This is a genomic window from Wolbachia endosymbiont (group A) of Andrena fulva, assembly GCF_964026815.1.
Lineage (GTDB): Bacteria > Pseudomonadota > Alphaproteobacteria > Rickettsiales > Anaplasmataceae > Wolbachia > Wolbachia pipientis.
Window position 1 is genome coordinate 977,794 of record NZ_OZ034701.1, and the last position, 18,436, is coordinate 996,229.

Annotated in this window: 18 protein-coding genes; 7 read left to right on the plus strand and 11 right to left on the minus strand. The window is 35.7% G+C overall.

What is annotated here, in order from left to right; genetic code table 11:
• Positions 1-8 precede the first annotated feature (8 nt).
• Both ubiG and AAGD84_RS04920 read right to left on the minus strand, forming a co-directional pair.
• Positions 9-1,184, minus strand: a complete 1,176-nt coding sequence (gene ubiG / locus AAGD84_RS04915) for a bifunctional 2-polyprenyl-6-hydroxyphenol methylase/3-demethylubiquinol 3-O-methyltransferase UbiG (protein WP_264723381.1) — start codon at positions 1,182-1,184, stop codon at positions 9-11.
• Positions 1,185-2,000: 816 nt separating this feature from the next.
• Positions 2,001-3,326 carry an IS4 family transposase gene (locus AAGD84_RS04920; RefSeq protein ID WP_341817859.1) on the minus strand — a complete coding sequence of 442 codons (1,326 nt, stop codon included), beginning with the start codon at positions 3,324-3,326 and terminating at the stop codon, positions 2,001-2,003.
• Between the two features lie 104 nt (positions 3,327-3,430).
• Here AAGD84_RS04920 and AAGD84_RS04925 point away from each other — a divergent pair, with 104 nt between their 5' ends.
• The 5 genes from AAGD84_RS04925 (at position 3,431) to AAGD84_RS04945 (ending at position 7,016) form a co-directional block, all read left to right on the plus strand.
• A complete protein-coding gene (locus tag AAGD84_RS04925; protein WP_341810171.1) occupies positions 3,431-3,874 on the plus strand; it encodes a hypothetical protein in 444 nt (147 codons plus the stop codon).
• On the plus strand, positions 3,859-5,160 hold the full coding sequence (gene ltrA, locus AAGD84_RS04930) for a group II intron reverse transcriptase/maturase (RefSeq protein WP_338476458.1): 1,302 nt from the start codon (positions 3,859-3,861) through the stop codon (positions 5,158-5,160). The genes AAGD84_RS04925 and ltrA (AAGD84_RS04930) overlap by 16 nt, the downstream gene beginning before the upstream one ends.
• 11 nt (positions 5,161-5,171) lie before the next feature.
• Positions 5,172-5,345 carry a hypothetical protein gene (locus tag AAGD84_RS04935; protein WP_264723325.1) on the plus strand — a complete coding sequence of 58 codons (174 nt, stop codon included), beginning with the start codon at positions 5,172-5,174 and terminating at the stop codon, positions 5,343-5,345.
• Complete coding sequence (locus tag AAGD84_RS04940; RefSeq protein ID WP_341818166.1) at positions 5,342-6,208, plus strand: IS5 family transposase; 867 nt, start codon at positions 5,342-5,344, stop codon at positions 6,206-6,208. The genes AAGD84_RS04935 and AAGD84_RS04940 overlap by 4 nt, the downstream gene beginning before the upstream one ends.
• Before the next feature lie 304 nt (positions 6,209-6,512).
• On the plus strand, positions 6,513-7,016 hold the full coding sequence (locus tag AAGD84_RS04945) for a protein-disulfide reductase DsbD domain-containing protein (protein WP_015589109.1): 504 nt from the start codon (positions 6,513-6,515) through the stop codon (positions 7,014-7,016).
• A 265-nt stretch (positions 7,017-7,281) separates the two neighbouring features.
• Here AAGD84_RS04945 and AAGD84_RS04950 read toward each other — a convergent pair whose 3' ends face one another.
• From AAGD84_RS04950 to AAGD84_RS04965, 4 genes are all read right to left on the minus strand, one after another.
• Positions 7,282-7,689 (minus strand): transposase, encoded by a 408-nt coding sequence (locus tag AAGD84_RS04950; RefSeq protein WP_341817889.1) that lies wholly within the window; start codon positions 7,687-7,689, stop codon positions 7,282-7,284.
• A 19-nt stretch (positions 7,690-7,708) separates the two neighbouring features.
• Complete coding sequence (locus AAGD84_RS04955; protein ID WP_010082383.1) at positions 7,709-7,909, minus strand: hypothetical protein; 201 nt, start codon at positions 7,907-7,909, stop codon at positions 7,709-7,711.
• Positions 7,893-8,222, minus strand: coding sequence for a transposase (locus AAGD84_RS04960; RefSeq protein WP_007548762.1), 330 nt, complete (start codon positions 8,220-8,222; stop codon positions 7,893-7,895). The genes AAGD84_RS04955 and AAGD84_RS04960 overlap by 17 nt, the downstream gene beginning before the upstream one ends.
• Positions 8,223-8,394: 172 nt before the next feature.
• Complete coding sequence (locus AAGD84_RS04965) at positions 8,395-8,577, minus strand: hypothetical protein (protein ID WP_174515886.1); 183 nt, start codon at positions 8,575-8,577, stop codon at positions 8,395-8,397.
• Positions 8,578-8,598: 21 nt separating this feature from the next.
• Between AAGD84_RS04965 and AAGD84_RS04970 the strand changes: the two genes are divergently transcribed.
• Together AAGD84_RS04970 and AAGD84_RS04975 are read left to right on the plus strand one after the other, a co-directional pair.
• The gene (locus AAGD84_RS04970; RefSeq protein ID WP_038198671.1) at positions 8,599-9,942 is read left to right on the plus strand and encodes an alanine:cation symporter family protein; all 1,344 of its coding nucleotides are present in this window, start codon (positions 8,599-8,601) and stop codon (positions 9,940-9,942) included.
• Positions 9,943-10,288: 346 nt separating this feature from the next.
• Positions 10,289-12,967 (plus strand): hypothetical protein, encoded by a 2,679-nt coding sequence (locus AAGD84_RS04975; protein ID WP_341817890.1) that lies wholly within the window; start codon positions 10,289-10,291, stop codon positions 12,965-12,967.
• Here the strand turns inward: AAGD84_RS04975 and AAGD84_RS04980 are convergent.
• The 5 genes from AAGD84_RS04980 to AAGD84_RS05000 all read right to left on the minus strand — a co-directional run bounded on the left by AAGD84_RS04980 (position 12,959) and on the right by AAGD84_RS05000 (position 18,319).
• Positions 12,959-13,555 (minus strand): Maf family nucleotide pyrophosphatase, encoded by a 597-nt coding sequence (locus tag AAGD84_RS04980; RefSeq protein WP_007550161.1) that lies wholly within the window; start codon positions 13,553-13,555, stop codon positions 12,959-12,961. The two genes, AAGD84_RS04975 and AAGD84_RS04980, sit on opposite strands and share 9 nt — an antisense overlap.
• A complete protein-coding gene (infA, locus tag AAGD84_RS04985) occupies positions 13,533-13,796 on the minus strand; it encodes a translation initiation factor IF-1 (RefSeq protein WP_341817891.1) in 264 nt (87 codons plus the stop codon). The genes AAGD84_RS04980 and infA overlap by 23 nt, the downstream gene beginning before the upstream one ends.
• Before the next feature lie 112 nt (positions 13,797-13,908).
• Entirely contained in the window at positions 13,909-15,606 is a 1,698-nt protein-coding gene (locus AAGD84_RS04990) for a hypothetical protein (RefSeq protein WP_341817892.1), read from the minus strand.
• A gap of 11 nt (positions 15,607-15,617) precedes the next feature.
• Positions 15,618-16,919 (minus strand): group II intron reverse transcriptase/maturase, encoded by a 1,302-nt coding sequence (gene ltrA, locus AAGD84_RS04995; protein ID WP_341817847.1) that lies wholly within the window; start codon positions 16,917-16,919, stop codon positions 15,618-15,620.
• Positions 16,904-18,319, minus strand: a complete 1,416-nt coding sequence (locus tag AAGD84_RS05000) for a hypothetical protein (RefSeq protein ID WP_341817893.1) — start codon at positions 18,317-18,319, stop codon at positions 16,904-16,906. The genes ltrA (AAGD84_RS04995) and AAGD84_RS05000 overlap by 16 nt, the downstream gene beginning before the upstream one ends.
• Positions 18,320-18,436 lie beyond the last annotated feature (117 nt).

Below are 18,436 nucleotides of genomic sequence, written 5' to 3' on the forward strand. Positions count from 1 at the left end.
TGGTGCTTTTATAGAGTTAAATCTAACAAACCGCAGAGTATATAATTAACATCCACGCCTTTAGTTAGATTCCACTCACGCTTTATTACGTTGTACTCCATGCCAGCCATGTTTTGCAGCGTTACATTATTTTCTCTTAAGTGATTTGCAATTTCTGACGGCTTGAGAAATTTATTCCAGTTATGTGTACCTTTTGGCAGCCAATTTAATATGTACTCTGCACCAATTATTGCAAGGCAGAAGGATTTGATAGTTCTATTTATTGTGGATATAAATATCAGCCCATTCGGTTTTAGCAGTTCTATCGCTTTTTTCATGAAAAGCTCTAAATTATCCACATGTTCAACTACTTCCATCAACAGAACCACGTCGTACTTCTTGTCATTGCTTAGCTCTTCAATGCTGGTGTGTATATATTCTATATTTAACCCTACTTTTTTTGCATGTGAATGCGCTACTTTTATGTTTTCTTCACATACATCTATTCCCACAACGTTAATGCCAACGCGTGCCATTGACTCTGACAAAATGCCACCACCGCATCCAACATCAAGCAATGATAATTCTTTCAAATTGCATTTTTTTAACTCTTTTATTTTCTCAATAATGTAAGATACTCTAACAGGATTCATTATGTGCAATGGTTTGAATTTGCCGTTCTCATCCCACCACTGGCCTGCCATTTTAGCGAATTTTGATATTTCATCTTCGTTATAAGTTTTTGTTTTTTTTTTCTTAGAGGTTATATTGCTGAGTTTATCAAGGCGTTTTTTATGTCTGCTTTCTTTTGAAAATTCTGTTTCGAGGAATTGTTTGACTATGTCTTTTGCTAATCCACTCGCAGTAAACCCTGCACCAAGACACAGTACATTTGCGTTGCCATGCTCGCGAGCTAATTTTGCGATCTCAACACTGTTACATAAAGCAGCGTAGATTCCTTCAAAACGATTTGCCACAGTACTCATGCCCAAACCTGTACCACAAATTAATATCCCATAATTTGCTTTTTTGCTTGTTATATCTTCTACAACTTTAACAGCATAGTTTGGGTAATCTACACACTTTTGCTTAGCAGTGCAGCCTTGATCTACTACTCTGTAACCTAGGGCTTCCAGGTAAGGTTTTATTTCTGATTTTAATTCATAACCAGCATGATCTGAGGCAATTGATACTACATCTAACATATAAGAAATAAGGACATTTTATATGGGTTTGAACTTTCTGTCAAGTCATTCAATGCTTCTGACCTTTTGGGAGTTCTAAAGCTATAGCTAAGGTTTTCCTACGTCATACCGCAATTCATTCCACAACTGTACGAACATTGTGATTTGAGAATAATCTCCGCCAGGAAGGGTGTCATCCCAGTGCTTTGGCACTGAGATCCAGAAAACTTAATTTTAAATAAGTACACCAGATAGCTGTATAATAAGAGCTGGATTCCAGTGTCAAGCACTGGAATGACACCTTCTGTATAAATATTAAGAAATTTACCAAACGAAAAAAAAGGCAAAAGAAGCCCCGTGGTTGGCTAATTACTTACATTATACTTTCAAGTATGGCGTTTTTTTATTCTAAACACTTAATAACCGCGATTTAGCTGCTTTTAAGCCGCAACTAATCTAAATTATAAACGTTAAGAAATTTACTAAACAGAAAAAAAGGTAAAAGAAACCCTAGGGTAGCTAGTTATTCACTATCCATTTTTTAAGTTGGCGTTTTTTAATGTTTTAAATGCTTTATAAGCGTATTTCAGCTTGTGTAGGTCAAAACCCGGAAATTTGATAAAGACATAAGGTGCACATAGTGCAAAAAATTAAACATGAGACGCCAGATACGTTGAGTTTTTTTGTCATTTAATCTGTACAGAGAAGATAAATAAATAGCTTCAGTTTCATGATAAGGGCGCTGGCGAGGTTTGTCAAGGGTGCGCCAAGAAGTGCTTGGAGAACAGTTGGTGAAAATCCAACACAAACAAAGTCTAGCCAACCATACGCGTCAAGTTAAGAGATTGTGAGCAAATTTAGAGAGGTTAAAGTGGATACTCTAGCCCTTCTACGTTTGTCTTTTAATGAAAATCGCGACCAAGTTATAGTGAGTTTTTTAAGAAATACTTTTAAACTATTAATCTTGGTTAATACTAAAAATAACTCTCTAACCCGTCTTTTTAGCTCAATAAATGCCTTTGTTAAGCTAAGTTCTGTATTCTTTTTCACTTCTGTGCAACCAACTATGCCGTGAAATATAAGAATTGCGCACAATTTAGCATATAGTTCACATAATACTCTGCATGGCTTTCCTTTTAGCTTATCAAGTCTGATATGGCTTTTATACAATTTAAATAATAACTCAATTTGCCACCTTACTCTGTAAATCGTTAATACTTGCTCAGCACTAATTTTATTTTCTGGAACATTAGTTATAAATATTGACCAGTTCAACAATTTTTGATTTCTTTTAGAGGATGTATATCCCTGCGATCTTGCTAATCTATTAGCTTTCCTTCTTCTGGCTATAGACTGTTCTTCAGTTAGTTTCTGACATATAATTCTTACTCTAATTTTTGCTTCTTTTCCTAACAATACCTCGTTTTCTAAAAATAACTTATCCTCTAAACATTCTAATAACTCCATTTTTTGATTTGTTTCTACATCATATACGTTGGTATCGGATTTATAACGACTTATGAAATAAGCTCCTATTTCATTGATTTGTTTAAAAGAACTTGGCACAAAATAACCGAGATCAGATATTAGCAAATCATTGCTTGATATATTACTTAAATGTTTCCTATATCCCTGGTCTGATCTTATTCCCTCCGTTAAATTAAGTTGGTCTATTATCTGATTCATGTAATCGAAAACTAATTGTAACTTTATTCCAGACTTAGTATTGCTTTCATAGCCACTGTAGCTAGTACCATAACCTTTATACATCTCTTCCATACTGTTAGGTAGAGTAATATAGCTACTGTCCAATAATTTAACACTATTAAATTGCTGTAAGATTTTGCAATCAACTTGCAAGATATTTTTAAAGAGAACCACAGATTCATTATACATCCTTTTCATAAATTCCACTGCTTCTTCAGTAAATCTAAAATCCAAACCTTGTTTTGTTATATCTATCGAGTCCTCGTTTAGTAATTGACACATTGTTTCTACGCTACAATTATCAACTCCTATATTACCCAAGACCATGGCTTTTACGAATGATGAACCTTTTAGCTTTCTCTTTCTTTTTATAAACCTTGTTGTAATTGAGATTTTCTCTGCTTTTTCATTAAAAAATTCTTTGAGCTTTTTTGATAAGCAAGTTATTTTATTCATTGGTTCTCTCACTAAAAGTATATCTGGGAGAACTTATACCTTATTATTCTATCTCTTTCATACCTTTATTTCCTTAACTTGACGCGTATGGTCTAGCCAACAGTTTGGAACAGACCACTATGTTGCATGAGGTAACGAGTGTAATAGAGCTAGTGGGATGGACAATGCAGGGCACAACGGAAGTGAAGGAGTGGAGTCCCGAAATACCTGAAGACATAGAGGTCGACATGTTCATGGCCATGGAAGACAGCATGAAGGATAACGTAAAGGCAAGTTATCACTCACTCTATCGGGATCTGAGACCGTGCCATGTATTGAAATGGACTTCAAGTGAACTTGGGAGATCCCATGCATTCCTATTAAGGTACGTTGGAACAAGTCAACAAAGGCAAGAACTAGCGGAAGATGCAGGGGAAGTCGGACTGATTGATAGTACTCAGAATGTGGGAAAGCCACGTACAAGGGGAAGCGATCAGCAATATAGTAACTGGAATAGGGATTGCTATGCCAATACAACGGAGGTAGGAATAACATGCGATATAAACTAAACCAGATAGCAGTAAGAGCAAAGCAAGATAAGCGACTAAAATTCACATCGTTAGTCCATCTGATAAATACAGAGAATCTTGCGAGATGTTATAAAGAACTGAAGCGTAACAAGGCTTGTGGAGTAGACCAGATAACAGTGGAATCATACGGAGAAAATCTGAATGAGAAACTCGAAGTGCTAGTAGAAAGTATGAAGAGGAAGCAATATCAACCACAACCAGTAAAGAGGGTATATATACCGAAAGCTGGAAGTAAAGAGAAACGCGGACTCGGAATACCATCGACCGAGGATAAATTAGTACAGATTATGCTGAAGAAGATATTAGAAAATATTTACGAGGCAAACTTTCTGGACAGCTCATATGGATTTCGACCAGGAAGAAACTGTCATCAAGCGGTAAATGCACTAGATAAAGCAGTTATGTACAAGCCAATAAACTACATTGTAGAAGTGGATATCAAGAAGTTCTACGATAATATACAGCATAAATGGCTAATGAGGTGTCTAAGGGAACGAATAACTGACCCAAATTTGCTGTGGTTAGTAAAGCGGTTTCTCAAGGCAGGGATAGTCGAAGCTGGAAATTATGAAGCAACAAAACAAGGTACACCACAAGGCGGTATAGTAAGTCCTGTATTAGCAAATATATACTTACATTATGTGTTGGATTTATGGATAGAAAAGAAATTTAAACCAAGATCCAGAGGATATATACAAGTAATAAGGTTTTGCGATGATTTTGTGGTTTGTTGCGAAAGTAAGGTAGACGCGGAAGAATTTCTGGAATTACTGAAACAAAGGCTAAATAAATTTGGGTTGGAAGTATCTGAAAACAAGACCAGAGTAGTAAAGTTTGGCAAGAGGGAGTGGCAACGAGCGATAAGAGAGAAACGAAGGACGGAAAGTTTCAATTTTCTGGGGTTTACGCACTATGGTGCAAAAAGTCGTCGTGGTAGATTAATGATGGGACATAAAACCTCTAAGTTAAATCTAGCCAGAAAACTAAAAGAAATCAAGGAGTGGTTGAAAATAGTCCGCGGAAGTATTCGACTTAAAGATTGGTGGCAAGTACTGAAGGCTAAATTAACAGGACACTATAACTACTTTGGTATTAGCGGAAATTATTGGTGTTTGAAACAATTTTACACATCAGTAAGAAAGCTAGCATTTAAATGGATAAATCGGCGTAGTCAGAAAAAGAGTATGACCTGGGAACAGTTTGTACACTACGTAGAAGTAAATCCATTACCAAAGCCAAAAATACATTTTTCTTTATATGCATAAGAGGGACGACTGTGAAAACTAATATTGATGAGCCGTGTGCGGGAAATCTGCAAGCACGGTTCTTTAGGGGGAGTTGTAGTAATAAAACTCAAACGAGAGGAGTAAAGCTACAGCTTCTACCGAACAATATAACAAATTTCTCCAAGAAAGAGGAAGCATTTTTTGTTATATCAATGACGCCATAGAAAATTGGTACGAGAATTGTCCAAAAATGCAGGGCGGCAACTATATTTATAGTGATAAAGTTGTGATTTTGGTGCATATAATCGTCAGTTTCTTTAGAATTGGTTTAAGACAAACAGTCGGGTTTATAAAAGGGTATTTGCAACAAATAGGAAGAGATTTGGCAGTTATCAGCTATTCACAAGCATCAAGAAGGTTTAAGAAACTTAATATTAAGATAAATGATTGCAGAATTGATAAAAATAATATGGAAGATATCGAAATTGCTATAGACAGTACAGGAATTAGTATATACAACAACACTCCTGGTCACAGCAAGGAAAATAGCACTGACAGAAAATATCGTGGCTATGAGCAAACGAGAAAATTGCACGTAATGTTGAATATAAACAACAAAAAAGCCATAGCTGTAAAATACAGTAACGGTGTCTACTCTGATCACTATGGAGCTTGTGATTTGCTAAAAGAAGTTGATTTTCAGCATGCCATAAAAGCACTATATGCAGATAGAGCATGTGATAGGCACAAGTTTTATAAGTTGTGTAACGAATATGATATAAAGACAAAAATTCCACCAATAAACAATGCGGCAGAACATCCAGAAATAGATTATATGTCTGACAGGAATGCTGCTATTAGGTTAATAAAATTATACTGTGAAGATGGCATGAAAGAATGGAAAAAAGAAGTAAATTATGGGAAAAGATCTTATATTGAAGGGTTTTTCTCAAGATTAAAGCAAATATTCGGATTTAGTTTTAGGAATAAATCTGAGATAAATCGAGAAAAAGAACTGCTAATCAAATGCTATTTGCTTAATAAATTCACTGATATTGGTATGGCTAAATTTGAGATAGTTACATGAATTTACCATAAATCACCATCTCATAAAGTGTGATGCAACAAAGTCATCCCAGTGTCAAGCACTGGGATGACACCCTCCTTATGGGCCAAAATCACAATGTTCGTACAGTTGTGGATTCATTCGCGGTATCTCGGCATAGATTCCGCTAACAAGTAGCGGAATGACGAATTTGTCATTTTTTAGATTGTTGTAAGTCAGTTTAGCTATAGCATAATGCTATATTAATAAATAATCTATATAATGCTATTAAATGTAATAATTAAAATCTAAATCACTTTCTCTATAAAAGGAGAAATTTACCTTAATGAAAATATATATATATTTAATATTATTTTTATTTTTTTCTTGCGCTCAACTATATGCTGACGAGGAAATTGCAAAATTTGATTTACTTATTGGCGAGATAAATGAAGCAAGCTTCACTCTTAAAGGTGCAATAAAGGTTACAGTAGAACCAGGCTGGCACATATATTATAAAGATCCTGGAGATTTTGGCCTTCCCACGTCTATTAGTTACAAAGGTAATGCATCAGATATAAATATTCACTGGCCTATTCCAAAGGAACATAAAGATAAAGTAGGGAGAGAGACGTTTGTAAGTAACGTATATGAGGATATGGTATTATTTCCCTTTAAGATGAATATATTTTTAAATCAAGGGTATATTGACCTTAACTTCCATATAAATTATGCGATATGTAAAGATAGGTGCATCCCTAAAAATGTTGAGATAAAAATCAGGCAACCATTAAAGGATTTTATAGATTCTGATATCAATAAACTTATAAATGAGTGGTATGAAAAATAGAGTTCTCATGGGGTAGGTGTCATTCCAGCGCGTGACACTGGAATCTCATTTACTTTTTTGTTCACTATGTGAGGAACTTGGGCCTACAAGTATATAAACATAATGGTTTCGCATAAAAAATTTAGATCCCAGTGTCACGCACTAACTGTACGAACATTGAGATATAAGAGTAATTTGTACCAAGAAAAAAGATGTCATCCCAGTGCTTGACACTGGGATGGCTTTGTTGCATCGCTCTTCGGATAGTAGGTAACGCACAATAAATTTATGAAGCTATCTCAAATTTAGCCATACCAATATCAGTGAACTTATTGAGCAAATAGCATTTAACAAGTAGTTCCTTCTCTCTATTTGTCTCAGATTTATTCCTAAAACTAAACCCGAATGTTTGTTTCAGTCGCGAGAAAAAACTTTCTATATAAGATCTTTTTCCATAACTCATCTCTTTTTTCCACTTCTTTATACCATCTTCATCATATGACTTTATGAGCTTGACTGCAGAATTTCTCTCAGCCATATAGTCTAACTTTGGATGCTCTGCTGCGTTGTTTTTCGGAGGAATTTTCGTTTTTATACCATATTGATTACACAGCTTATAGAGCTTTTCTCTGTCATATGTCCTATCTGCATATAGTACTTTTATGACATACTGAAAATCGACTTCTTTTAGCAAATCACAAGCTCCATAGTGATCAGCCGTTACTGTATTTTACAGCTATGGCTTTTTTGCTGTTTGTATTCAACATTACATGCAATTTTCTTGTCTGTTCATAGCTGCGATACTTTCTATCTTCGCTATTTTCTTTGCTATGACCAGGAGTGTTGTTGTATATACTAATTCCTGTACTGTCTATAGCAATTTCGATATCTTCCATATTATTTTCTGCAATCATTGATCTTAATATTGAGTTTCTTAAACCTTCTTGATGATTGTGAATAGCTGATAACTTGCAAATTTTTCCCAATTTGCTCAAGGTATCCTGCTATAAACCCAACTGTTTGCCTCAGGCCTATTCTAAATAAACAAGTTATTATGTGCACCAAAATTACAACTTTATCGCTATAAATATTGTTGCCACCTGGTATTTTTGGACCATTCTCGTACCACTTTTCTATGGCTTCGTTGATATAATGAAAAATATTTCCTCTTTTTTCTAGAAATTTGTTATATTCGCTATGGTTACTGACCCTCATTTTTTGTGGCATATTTTTTCTTTCAAGGTTAAATGGCTATTTTATAATGAATTTTGTCAGTAATCACTAATTTTTCTGCTGCTATGCAACAAAGCCCACTGGGATCCAGATTGGACACTAAGTTGGTGAGTATAAAAGTAGCTAACCTTATGTTAAAACACAATATTTTTGGTGAGGGGTTGCATTAAAAGCTGGATTCCAGTGTCAAGCACTGGAATGACATCGTCTTAACATTGTACCATATTACAATGTTCGTACAGTTATGTGTCACGCTACTTGGATGACAAGAAAAGGTTTCTAGAATGACGGAAACGAAGTCATACATAGAAAATAGGTTAGGTATTTTCAATTTTTGTTGTATACTCAAATAAAAATCTCACTTTTACAGATGGATACAGTAAAGTTTGTTTTATTACTGCCAACAATATTACTCATGCTAGTTGCTGGTGTTTACCTATCGATTAAACTAAAATGGCTACAGGTATTTAGATTACCATACGCCCTTTCACTCCTTGGAGCTAAAAAAGGAGAAAATAAATTTTCTTCTATAGCCGCTCTGTTTACAATTTTAGGGGGAAATTTAGGAGTAGGAAATATTTCAGGAACTGCTGTTGCTCTAAAAACCGGAGGACCGGGCTCTATTTTATGGATGGCAATAATTATTGTTATCACTTCTGTGATAAAATATGTCACTTGTTATCTAAGTATAAAAACCAGAAAGGAAAAGAACGAACGGTTTATAGGTGGCCCTGTAGCCTACATGACTGATGCGTTTAACTCTAGGAAGGCCACAATTGTCTTTCTAGTTATCATGATGATGGTTTCAATAACAGTTGGTAACCTTGTTCAGGTAAATTCTCTATCAATACCACTTAATATGATAGATGTGCCTGTAGTTGTTGGTGGCATTGTAATGGCCATAATATTTTTTGTTGTTGCAGCTCTCAGCTTAAAAAAAATTAAAATTTTTATATCGGCTATGATACCGATAATGACGGTAAGTTACCTCACACTTTGCGGTATCATATTATTTAAATTTAGTGAAAATATTCTTCCTTCTCTAAAACTAATAACAAGCAGTTTTTTTACAACCAGTAGCTTTAACTCTGGTTTATCTCTAGGTTTGATTCTAGAAATGTTGACTATTATTCAAGTCGGAACTTTGCGAGGTATTTTTGCAACAGATATAGGGCTTGGCCTTGAAGGAATCGTACATTCTTCAATTGTTCCTAAGAAAAATAATAATAAATTTATTATTGAGCAGAGTCTAATTACGATAATATCGCCTTTTATAGTTGCGTTTATAGTGTTTATTACAACAATGGTACTGCTTGTCACAGATTCTTGGGTCACTGATTTAGAGAGCACTAACATGTGCATATTTGCTTTTAGAAAGGCAATGAATTGGCCTTATATTGACTATTTAATTATGGCCATAATGTTTTGTTTTGCTTTTACTACTATTTTTACTTGGTTTTTTTGCTCAAAACAGACAATACGCTATGTGTCTATGGATAATAAATACACTAAAATCTGGATTGTAATTTTTACCATGATCATTCCGCTTGGTGCGATAGGTAAAGTCCGGTTGCTATGGGATGTTGCTGATATCTCGATTGCTGCTTTGTTGTTTATCAACATACTCGCTATACTCAAGCTAACCTCTCAAGATCCAGAAGTGTTTACTATGAGTAGCAGATATTTGAAGTTGCAAAAACAGAGCTATAGCTAAAGCAATTTAGGCTATGCAGCTGTTGTGATATAAGAGTGATTTCCGCCAAGAAGGATGTCATCCCAGTGCCCAGACACTGGGATCCAGGAATCTTGATTGGCACTAAGTTAGTGAGCATAAAAGTAGCTAATCTTATGTTAAAACACAACATTTTTGATGGGGTTCGTGAAAGGCTGGATTCCAGACTGGAATGACAACTTAAATCGTTTGATGTTACCATAAAATAGCTTGTGTCATCACATTAGTAACACAACCTTCCTTAATAAAAATTCAACCAATGCTTGTGATAATTATATTAGCTAGTATTAGCTAGAACTAAAGGCAGAGGGTTATTAGTGAGGGATATATGGGCACTAACGATACACAACAAGAACACATTTATAATGAGCGCATTCAAGAAATTTTTCCTTTATTTGATAAAATAAAAAAGGAAGACGACCCAATTTATAATGCTAGAGTTGATTTTAACACAGTAAAGTTTTTAACAAAACACGCCAACTGGAATTGGGACGAAGAAGAAAACAAAGATAAAGCATATGGAGTTATTCTTCAGAAATGCGACAAGACAAAGAAAGCTGGACAAGACCTTGAAAGTGAAGTTAAAGAAAGGTTGAAAGAGTATGTTGATGATGTTGCAGGAGTTTCAATATACGGTAATCACGCAAGTATTACGCTGGGAAATAACAAAAAAGAGTTTAAAATCAGCGAATTTTTAAACAGTGATTTTTGTGAGAAGAATGAAATCTCGGGATTTTCAACATTGCATAGTGATGGAAAGAGAGGAATGCATGGTTTTGTTGCCGAGGAAGAAGGGAAAAAAATAAGACATTATGTCGTAACTGATGGTTCATATGAAATGACTTTAAAGTGGTATGCGGAGGGGAAGGAATGTAAGATCAAAATTAAGATTGATGCTAACGGTGTAGACCTTGTTAAAGGTGATGATTTTTCTCTAGAACGGTTAGAAGTAAACAGAGATGTAAAAATAGGTGGTTTATTCTTGCATGAAATACAATTCAGGGAGAAAGGACAAGGAAAAGCGAATGAGATGCAACATAATAAAGACAGTAACGAGCTATCATCTGAAACTACAACAAGAATTGATGTTAATAGAGGTGTTAGCGTTCAAGCTACTGATATAACTCAAAAAAAAGAAGACCACCATTCACATTTTGGACTACAATCTAACAGCAGAAGGCAGTCTTACGATAGCGGAATTGGAAAAGATTTTGACGATAAAATTAATTCTCAGGAGGCTAAAGAAAAGCGTGAGCTTAGACAAGCAGCACGAGAAGCAAATTCGGGAGGTCAAGTTTATAACCTACAATCGCTTTTTGAGGAGAATCCTCAGAACAAAAAAACTCCTCCGCCACTTCCACCTAGAACTAGTTCACTACCACCTAAAAAAGGTGTTTTCGATGAGCAAGGGGGAGCCAAATCTGGAAGCCAAAAACCAGATGACTTGCGCGAAAATGAGCAAACACCTAATAATCAGCAAAAAGGTGCAACTTCTGATTCTTCAGATAGTTCTACTTTCACCAAGTCTGTAAGCCACAATCAAGATAATAGGCAAGAAGATGAACGGTATGACAATCCTACATTTGGACATGCTGTACCTGGAAGCCAAAAACCAGATAGAAGTGAGCAAACACCTAATGATCAGCAACAACCTAAAACCCAGCAACAAGAAGGAAATAGCAAAGGCGATCTGTTACAAGACATCAGAAATTTCAAGAAAAACAACTTACGGCACATTGATGTTGATGATAGAAAAGCATCAATTGCAGGAAGTAGAAAAAATAACCCATCACCGTTAGAGACATTAAAGGACATAATTCCTTATTCATCTTCTCCAGATAACAGTGATAACCAAGATGCTAGTGATGCTAAGTGGAAAGAAAGTGAACAGCCGCTCTCTGCTACAGCACTCAATAATAAAAGTGACTCGGGCTATTCATCTCCAACTCATGACAATAATGAACAATCTCAAGTAAATCCTGAACAGTTAAAGAAGAGCTTAGAGAACATTGAACAAAGTGATCAAACTCCACCTGAAAATCTTCTTAAAGAAATCAGAGATAGATCACAGCAGGATAATAGAGGATTAAGGCAAGTTGATCCTACTGATAAACTGTCACAAGATAAAGAAGATGGATTGCAAAAAGACGATTTAGCAGATGTAAAAATAGTGGAAGGTCCAACTGTTAGTGTCTCTGCTTCAACACCAAATAGTATAAGTGATTCAGGCTATATATCTCCAACTAATAGTGATAGTAAATCTCAAACAGATTTAAAACAGGTAGGAAGGAAATTAGAAGAACATATTAGACAAAGTAATCTAACTCTATTTGAAGAACTTAAAAATACATTAGGTCAAGAAAATCTCGGGTTAAAACCAGCTGATCAGAGTCAGATTAGCGAAGAAACTAAAAAACGCTTGAGAGAAGTTGGGTTGCTAAAAGACAGCTCAACAGACATAAAAGCAAACGATTCGGGCTATTCATCTCCAACTCATGACAATAATGAACAATCTCAAGTAAATCCTGAACAGTTAAAGAAGAGCTTAGAAAACATTGAACCAAAAGAAATCGGAGATACGAGTGAGTTAAAAGGAGCATTGGAAAACCCGGATAAAGGGTTAAGAGAACCGGCACAACAGGCTACTAAAGAAAATATTCCTAAAGATTCATTCTCAGAAAACATTTTAGAAAAGATAGGAGAAGGTAAACAATATGACCCTATACGTAAGTGGTTAGAAAAAACAGTGGCAGAACGAGAAAATAATGACACTAATCCAACTGTAGATAAAAATAGCGAACTATATAAATTACTAGAGAAAGATGAAGCACAACTGAAAGCTGGAGTAATAGAAGAAGAAAGAGGAGATACTTTAACAGAACACACTGATGGTTATGATCGCAATAGAATTGCATTAGCTAACAGAAATAAAAGACCACTAGATTGGGCTAAACAGGTTGCTGAGTCACAACAAAAAAAAGATACTAATAAAGGTATTTCAATATAAATTGAAGTTAAAATAATTGCTTAGCAAACAATAGGTTTCATGTAATGGTAACCCTATAACGGAAGAGTAGGAGCCGCGTAAGAACAATACGAACACTCCAGCTAGGCCTTGTATATTGCATCCCCCCGCCCTATTTTTCCACTCTTCTGATGCTAAATAATACTTAATTTCTTGTTCACTGAGACGTTTAAATTTCACTATTGTAACCACAGTCCTGATATGTTGTTTAGATTGATCGGGAGTTAATAGACATACACTGGTGTATACTCTATGCCTTCTTCCTGATAACAAGCGGATACATTTTTCTGCTTGCTCAACGTTTTCAGCTTTGAGCAATATCCTTCTACCACAAGCAACAACTGTATCAACACCAAGCACAAAGTAATTTGGATTTGAGCTTTGTATTTTCTCCGCTTTACTTTTTGCCATACGGATTGAGTAATCCTTCGGAAGTTCCTTTTTTAAAGGGGCTTCATCTATATCTGCTGGCAAAATTAAACCTGGCTCAATGTTTATTTGTTTTAGTAAAGCTATACGCCTTTTCGATGATGAAGCAAGAATAAGATTATTTAGAGATCGTTCTGTCACTTGTACCTTTAAGCCTTCTAATGATCCTACCCTTTCTCGCATTCCTATCGTAAATGCTCATCTCAACTAACACCCTATCCCCTATAATGATGCGTATTTTACTTCTTCTCACTTTCCCTGATACATGACAGATAATCTCATGTTCATTGTCCAGTTTCACTCTAAATTCTGCTGCAGGTAGTAAAGCAGTTACTGCCCCTTCCACTTCAAAAAGTGTTTTCGATTTCTCGTCTTTTATCATATGTTATATTATAATTTAATAATCTTTTTTAGTCTACTATAGATTTTAAATTATTATCAACAAAAAAGACCTTTTGCGCCCCACTTAAGTTGCAACTTAACCCCAACCATCTTCACAATGATACCCTACCTACGTTTCTACTCTCTGCCACCTTCTCAATAGAACTTATAGGACTTATGTTGAAAGATAAATCATTATCACAATTTTCTTCATCGCTATCAAGTCCACTATCAACGCTTAAAGATCTGAGTAATGTTGTCTTCTCTCTCAGTGGAACATAAGACTCATTATCAACGCTTGAAGATTTGGATAACCTTTTCTTCTGTCGTGGAGCATTACCAGACTCATTAGAAATTTCTCCCGTTAATTGATTGTTGAAGCTCCTTTGTTCATCAGCACGAATTTTTTCTTCCAGTCCATCAAGCATTCCTACCAATTCATCACCCCATTCATTTTCTTCTTCTAATAATTGTTTACACTTTTCTTTCTCACGCTCTAGCTCGTTTCTTAACTCTTCGACTTTATCTTCATCTTTAGTGAGTTCAAGTGTAAGCACCTTATCTCCTGGAAATTCCTCGTACTCGTTTTCTAGCTCTTCAATGTTGAGTTTTAGTCTCTCTTCTCCAAGTGTATCTTGTAAATTGCTATCCTGCCTATCTGATTCTTTAATCTTTTGCCCAATTTCTACTTGTACCTTATATTCCTGATCTAATTCTCTTAGCTGATCTTTCAAGCGCTCTTTCTGCTGGCGTCGTTCAACCATTATCTGTTCCGCATCTTCTCGTGCTTGATTTAGCTCTTTTTCCAAATTCTTCTTTCCTGCATTAACAATTTTCAGCTCTTCCTTTAGCTTTCTTTTTTCTTCATATACACCTTTAAGTTCTTGTGCTTTCCCTTGTAGCTCTTTTAACACACCTGCTAATTCTTCATTTTTTTGTGCCAGTTCAGTTTGCAATTCCGTGTTTTTTTGCTCCTCTTTTTCAAACCTGTCTTGTAAATCGCTATTCTGCTTCTCTAACTTTACAATTGTTTGATTAGCTTCTGCTTGGGTTGTTTCTAGTTTCTCCTGTAGTCGCTGATTTTCTTGTATTAATTCATGGTGCTTTTTATTTATCACTTGCAACCCTGCTTCTATTTCTCGCTTCAATTCAACAGCTTCTTTTTTCAAATTTGACATTTCTTGCTTCAATTCAACGTTTTCTTTGGACAGCATCCGATTATTTAAAATCAATTCATCCATTTGTTGTGAAGCAACTTCTGTCTGAGTTCCAGTGTGCTGTAAATTGACTTCCGTTTGAGTTTCGATTTGTTGTGAAGCAACTTCTGTTTGAGTTTCAGTGTGCTGTAAATTGACTTCCGTTTGAGTTTCGATTTGTTGTGAAGCAACTTCTGTTTGAGTTGATGCATTGCTATTAATAGAAGGAGGAAGGCTATTGTCAGCATCAACTTTAGGGTCTAATTCCCCCTCTGGTTCCTTGCGATAGGCCACTATAGATTCATTTTGAAAATTGTTATTAGCAGTAGGCACAACATCAGCAGCCTTACCCTTTTCTAGTACAGCATCATATAAGGAGAGACTTTGAATATATAATTCATCATTTTGCTTTATCAATTCTAAGATCTCCTCCGATAGCACAAAATCTTCATCATTAAATTTTAGTACTTCAGTTATGCCATCGCTACTCACATTCATAATGTTCGGTAGAAGCTGTAGCTTTACTCCTCTCGTTTGAGTTTTATTACTACAACTCCCCCTAAAGAACCGTGCTTGCAGATTTCCCGCACACGGCTCATCAATATTAGTTTTCACAGTCGTCCCTCTTATGCATATAAAGAAAAATGTATTTTTGGCTTTGGTAATGGATTTACTTCTACGTAGTGTACAAACTGTTCCCAGGTCATACTCTTTTTCTGACTACGCCGATTTATCCATTTAAATGCTAGCTTTCTTACTGATGTGTAAAATTGTTTCAAACACCAATAATTTCCGCTAATACCAAAGTAGTTATAGTGTCCTGTTAATTTAGCCTTCAGTACTTGCCACCAATCTTTAAGTCGAATACTTCCGCGGACTATTTTCAACCACTCCTTGATTTCTTTTAGTTTTCTGGCTAGATTTAACTTAGAGGTTTTATGTCCCATCATTAATCTACCACGACGACTTTTTGCACCATAGTGCGTAAACCCCAGAAAATTGAAACTTTCCGTCCTTCGTTTCTCTCTTATCGCTCGTTGCCACTCCCTCTTGCCAAACTTTACTACTCCGGTCTTGTTTTCAGATACTTCCAACCCAAATTTATTTAGCCTTTGTTTCAGTAATTCCAGAAATTCTTCCGCGTCTACCTTACTTTCGCAACAAACCACAAAATCATCGCAAAACCTTATTACTTGTATATATCCTCTGGATCTTGGTTTAAATTTCTTTTCTATCCATAAATCCAACACATAATGTAAGTATATATTTGCTAATACAGGACTTACTATACCGCCTTGTGGTGTACCTTGTTTTGTTGCTTCATAATTTCCAGCTTCGACTATCCCTGCCTTGAGAAACCGCTTTACTAACCACAGCAAATTTGGGTCAGTTATTCGTTCCCTTAGACACCTCATTAGCCATTTATGCTGTATATTATCGTAGAACTTCTTGATATCCACTTCTACAATGTAGTTTATTGGCTTGTACATAACTGCTTTATCTAGTGCATTTACCGCTTGATGACAGTTTCTTCCTGGTCGAAATCCATATGAGCTGTCCAGAAAGTTTGCCTCGTAAATATTTTCTAATATCTTCTTCAGCATAATCTGTACTAATTTATCCTCGGTCGATGGTATTCCGAGTCCGCGTTTCTCTTTACTTCCAGCTTTCGGTATATATACCCTCTTTACTGGTTGTGGTTGATATTGCTTCCTCTTCATACTTTCTACTAGCACTTCGAGTTTCTCATTCAGATTTTCTCCGTATGATTCCACTGTTATCTGGTCTACTCCACAAGCCTTGTTACGCTTCAGTTCTTTATAACATCTCGCAAGATTCTCTGTATTTATCAGATGGACTAACGATGTGAATTTTAGTCGCTTATCTTGCTTTGCTCTTACTGCTATCTGGTTTAGTTTATATCGCATGTTATTCCTACCTCCGTTGTATTGGCATAGCAATCCCTATTCCAGTTACTATATTGCTGATCGCTTCCCCTTGTACGTGGCTTTCCCACATTCTGAGTACTATCAATCAGTCCGACTTCCCCTGCATCTTCCGCTAGTTCTTGCCTTTGTTGACTTGTTCCAACGTACCTTAATAGGAATGCATGGGATCTCCCAAGTTCACTTGAAGTCCATTTCAATACATGGCACGGTCTCAGATCCCGATAGAGTGAGTGATAACTTGCCTTTACGTTATCCTTCATGCTGTCTTCCATGGCCATGAACATGTCGACCTCTATGTCTTCAGGTATTTCGGGACTCCACTCCTTCACTTCCGTTGTGCCCTGCATTGTCCATCCCACTAGCTCTATTACACTCGTTACCTCATGCAACATAGTGGTCTGTTCCAAACTGTTGGCTAGACTTTGTTTGTGTTGGATTTTCACCAACTGTTCTCCAAGCACTTCTTGGCGCACCATGGTACACATTTCGGATCCATCCTTTACAGGCCAAGTGCTTGTCATTTCATAACATGCGCCTTCTTTAAATTCATAATATCTTTTCTTATCTTCTTGATGAGCGTGTATTTCATGTTTTTTATTGCAATAGATATTCAGCTCTTTAATATCTTTCTCTTGCTGTAAAATGTCACTAACCCTTACTGGCTCATTTCCATTGTGATTAATAGAGTTGATATTCAAAACTCTATAAGCGTTATCAGTTTCTGTGTAATAAGCTTGAAGCTCTACGCCTTTCCTTCCAAGATATTTACTTGCAGCTTTTTTTCCCTGCTCTGCCAACTTTATGCATTTATCTATATCTTTCTTAAAGCTCTTATTAGCAGACTCTGTTACTGCTTTATCTATGTACGTTTGTTTAAAATCTCTATCGTTTATTAGGTCATAAAAACTCCACTCATCTCTATAAGCCTTCTGTATAGCAGTGAGGTCTCTTTCTTCTTTCAAAAGCATTAAGAAGCCTACCTTGTCTTCTAGGTTTTTTAGTTTAAAGCCTGTTATTATCTTCTCTAATTGAGAATCAAATTCTTCATTGGCAAAATTTTCAGCAAGATTATTTAAATTTTTTAACTCTTTGTATAATTTATTATTTTCTGCAATTGAGCGGCAGAACTTTATTATAGCAGATTCCTTAGTGAAAGAATTGTCTTTTTCCATTTTATTGATACAGTCCTTGAGGGATGTAAAATGCGATTCAAGCCATGACGAATATAGATCGTATTCATAAGATGCCAACAAGCAATGTATTGCATTCCAAGCACATGATGCTACCCTTATAACTGATTCAACATCATAATTCTCTGACTGATTACTTGTTTTTCCTGCCTCTGCTGTTTTTTCTTCCTTAGCCAAACTTCCAATCATAATACGCCCCCTTAACTATATTTATATTATATCAATTAACATATATTAAAAGAAATCAAACTGTATAACCTCGTCCTACACTAACTTTTATGATTACTTAATTGTGTAAAAATAACT

Coding starts and splice junctions, on each gene's coding strand:
- AAGD84_RS04960 (WP_007548762.1), bottom strand. CDS start 8,222: ATGCCACAAAAAATGAGGGTCAGTAACCATAGCGAATATAACAAATTT.
- AAGD84_RS04920 (WP_341817859.1), bottom strand. CDS start 3,326: ATGAATAAAATAACTTGCTTATCAAAAAAGCTCAAAGAATTTTTTAAT.
- AAGD84_RS04970 (WP_038198671.1), top strand. CDS start 8,599: ATGGATACAGTAAAGTTTGTTTTATTACTGCCAACAATATTACTCATG.
- infA (WP_341817891.1), bottom strand. CDS start 13,796: ATGATAAAAGACGAGAAATCGAAAACACTTTTTGAAGTGGAAGGGGCA.
- AAGD84_RS05000 (WP_341817893.1), bottom strand. CDS start 18,319: ATGATTGGAAGTTTGGCTAAGGAAGAAAAAACAGCAGAGGCAGGAAAA.
- ubiG (WP_264723381.1), bottom strand. CDS start 1,184: ATGTTAGATGTAGTATCAATTGCCTCAGATCATGCTGGTTATGAATTA.
- AAGD84_RS04975 (WP_341817890.1), top strand. CDS start 10,289: ATGGGCACTAACGATACACAACAAGAACACATTTATAATGAGCGCATT.
- ltrA (WP_338476458.1), top strand. CDS start 3,859: ATGCGATATAAACTAAACCAGATAGCAGTAAGAGCAAAGCAAGATAAG.
- AAGD84_RS04955 (WP_010082383.1), bottom strand. CDS start 7,909: ATGATTGCAGAAAATAATATGGAAGATATCGAAATTGCTATAGACAGT.
- AAGD84_RS04945 (WP_015589109.1), top strand. CDS start 6,513: ATGAAAATATATATATATTTAATATTATTTTTATTTTTTTCTTGCGCT.
- ltrA (WP_341817847.1), bottom strand. CDS start 16,919: ATGCGATATAAACTAAACCAGATAGCAGTAAGAGCAAAGCAAGATAAG.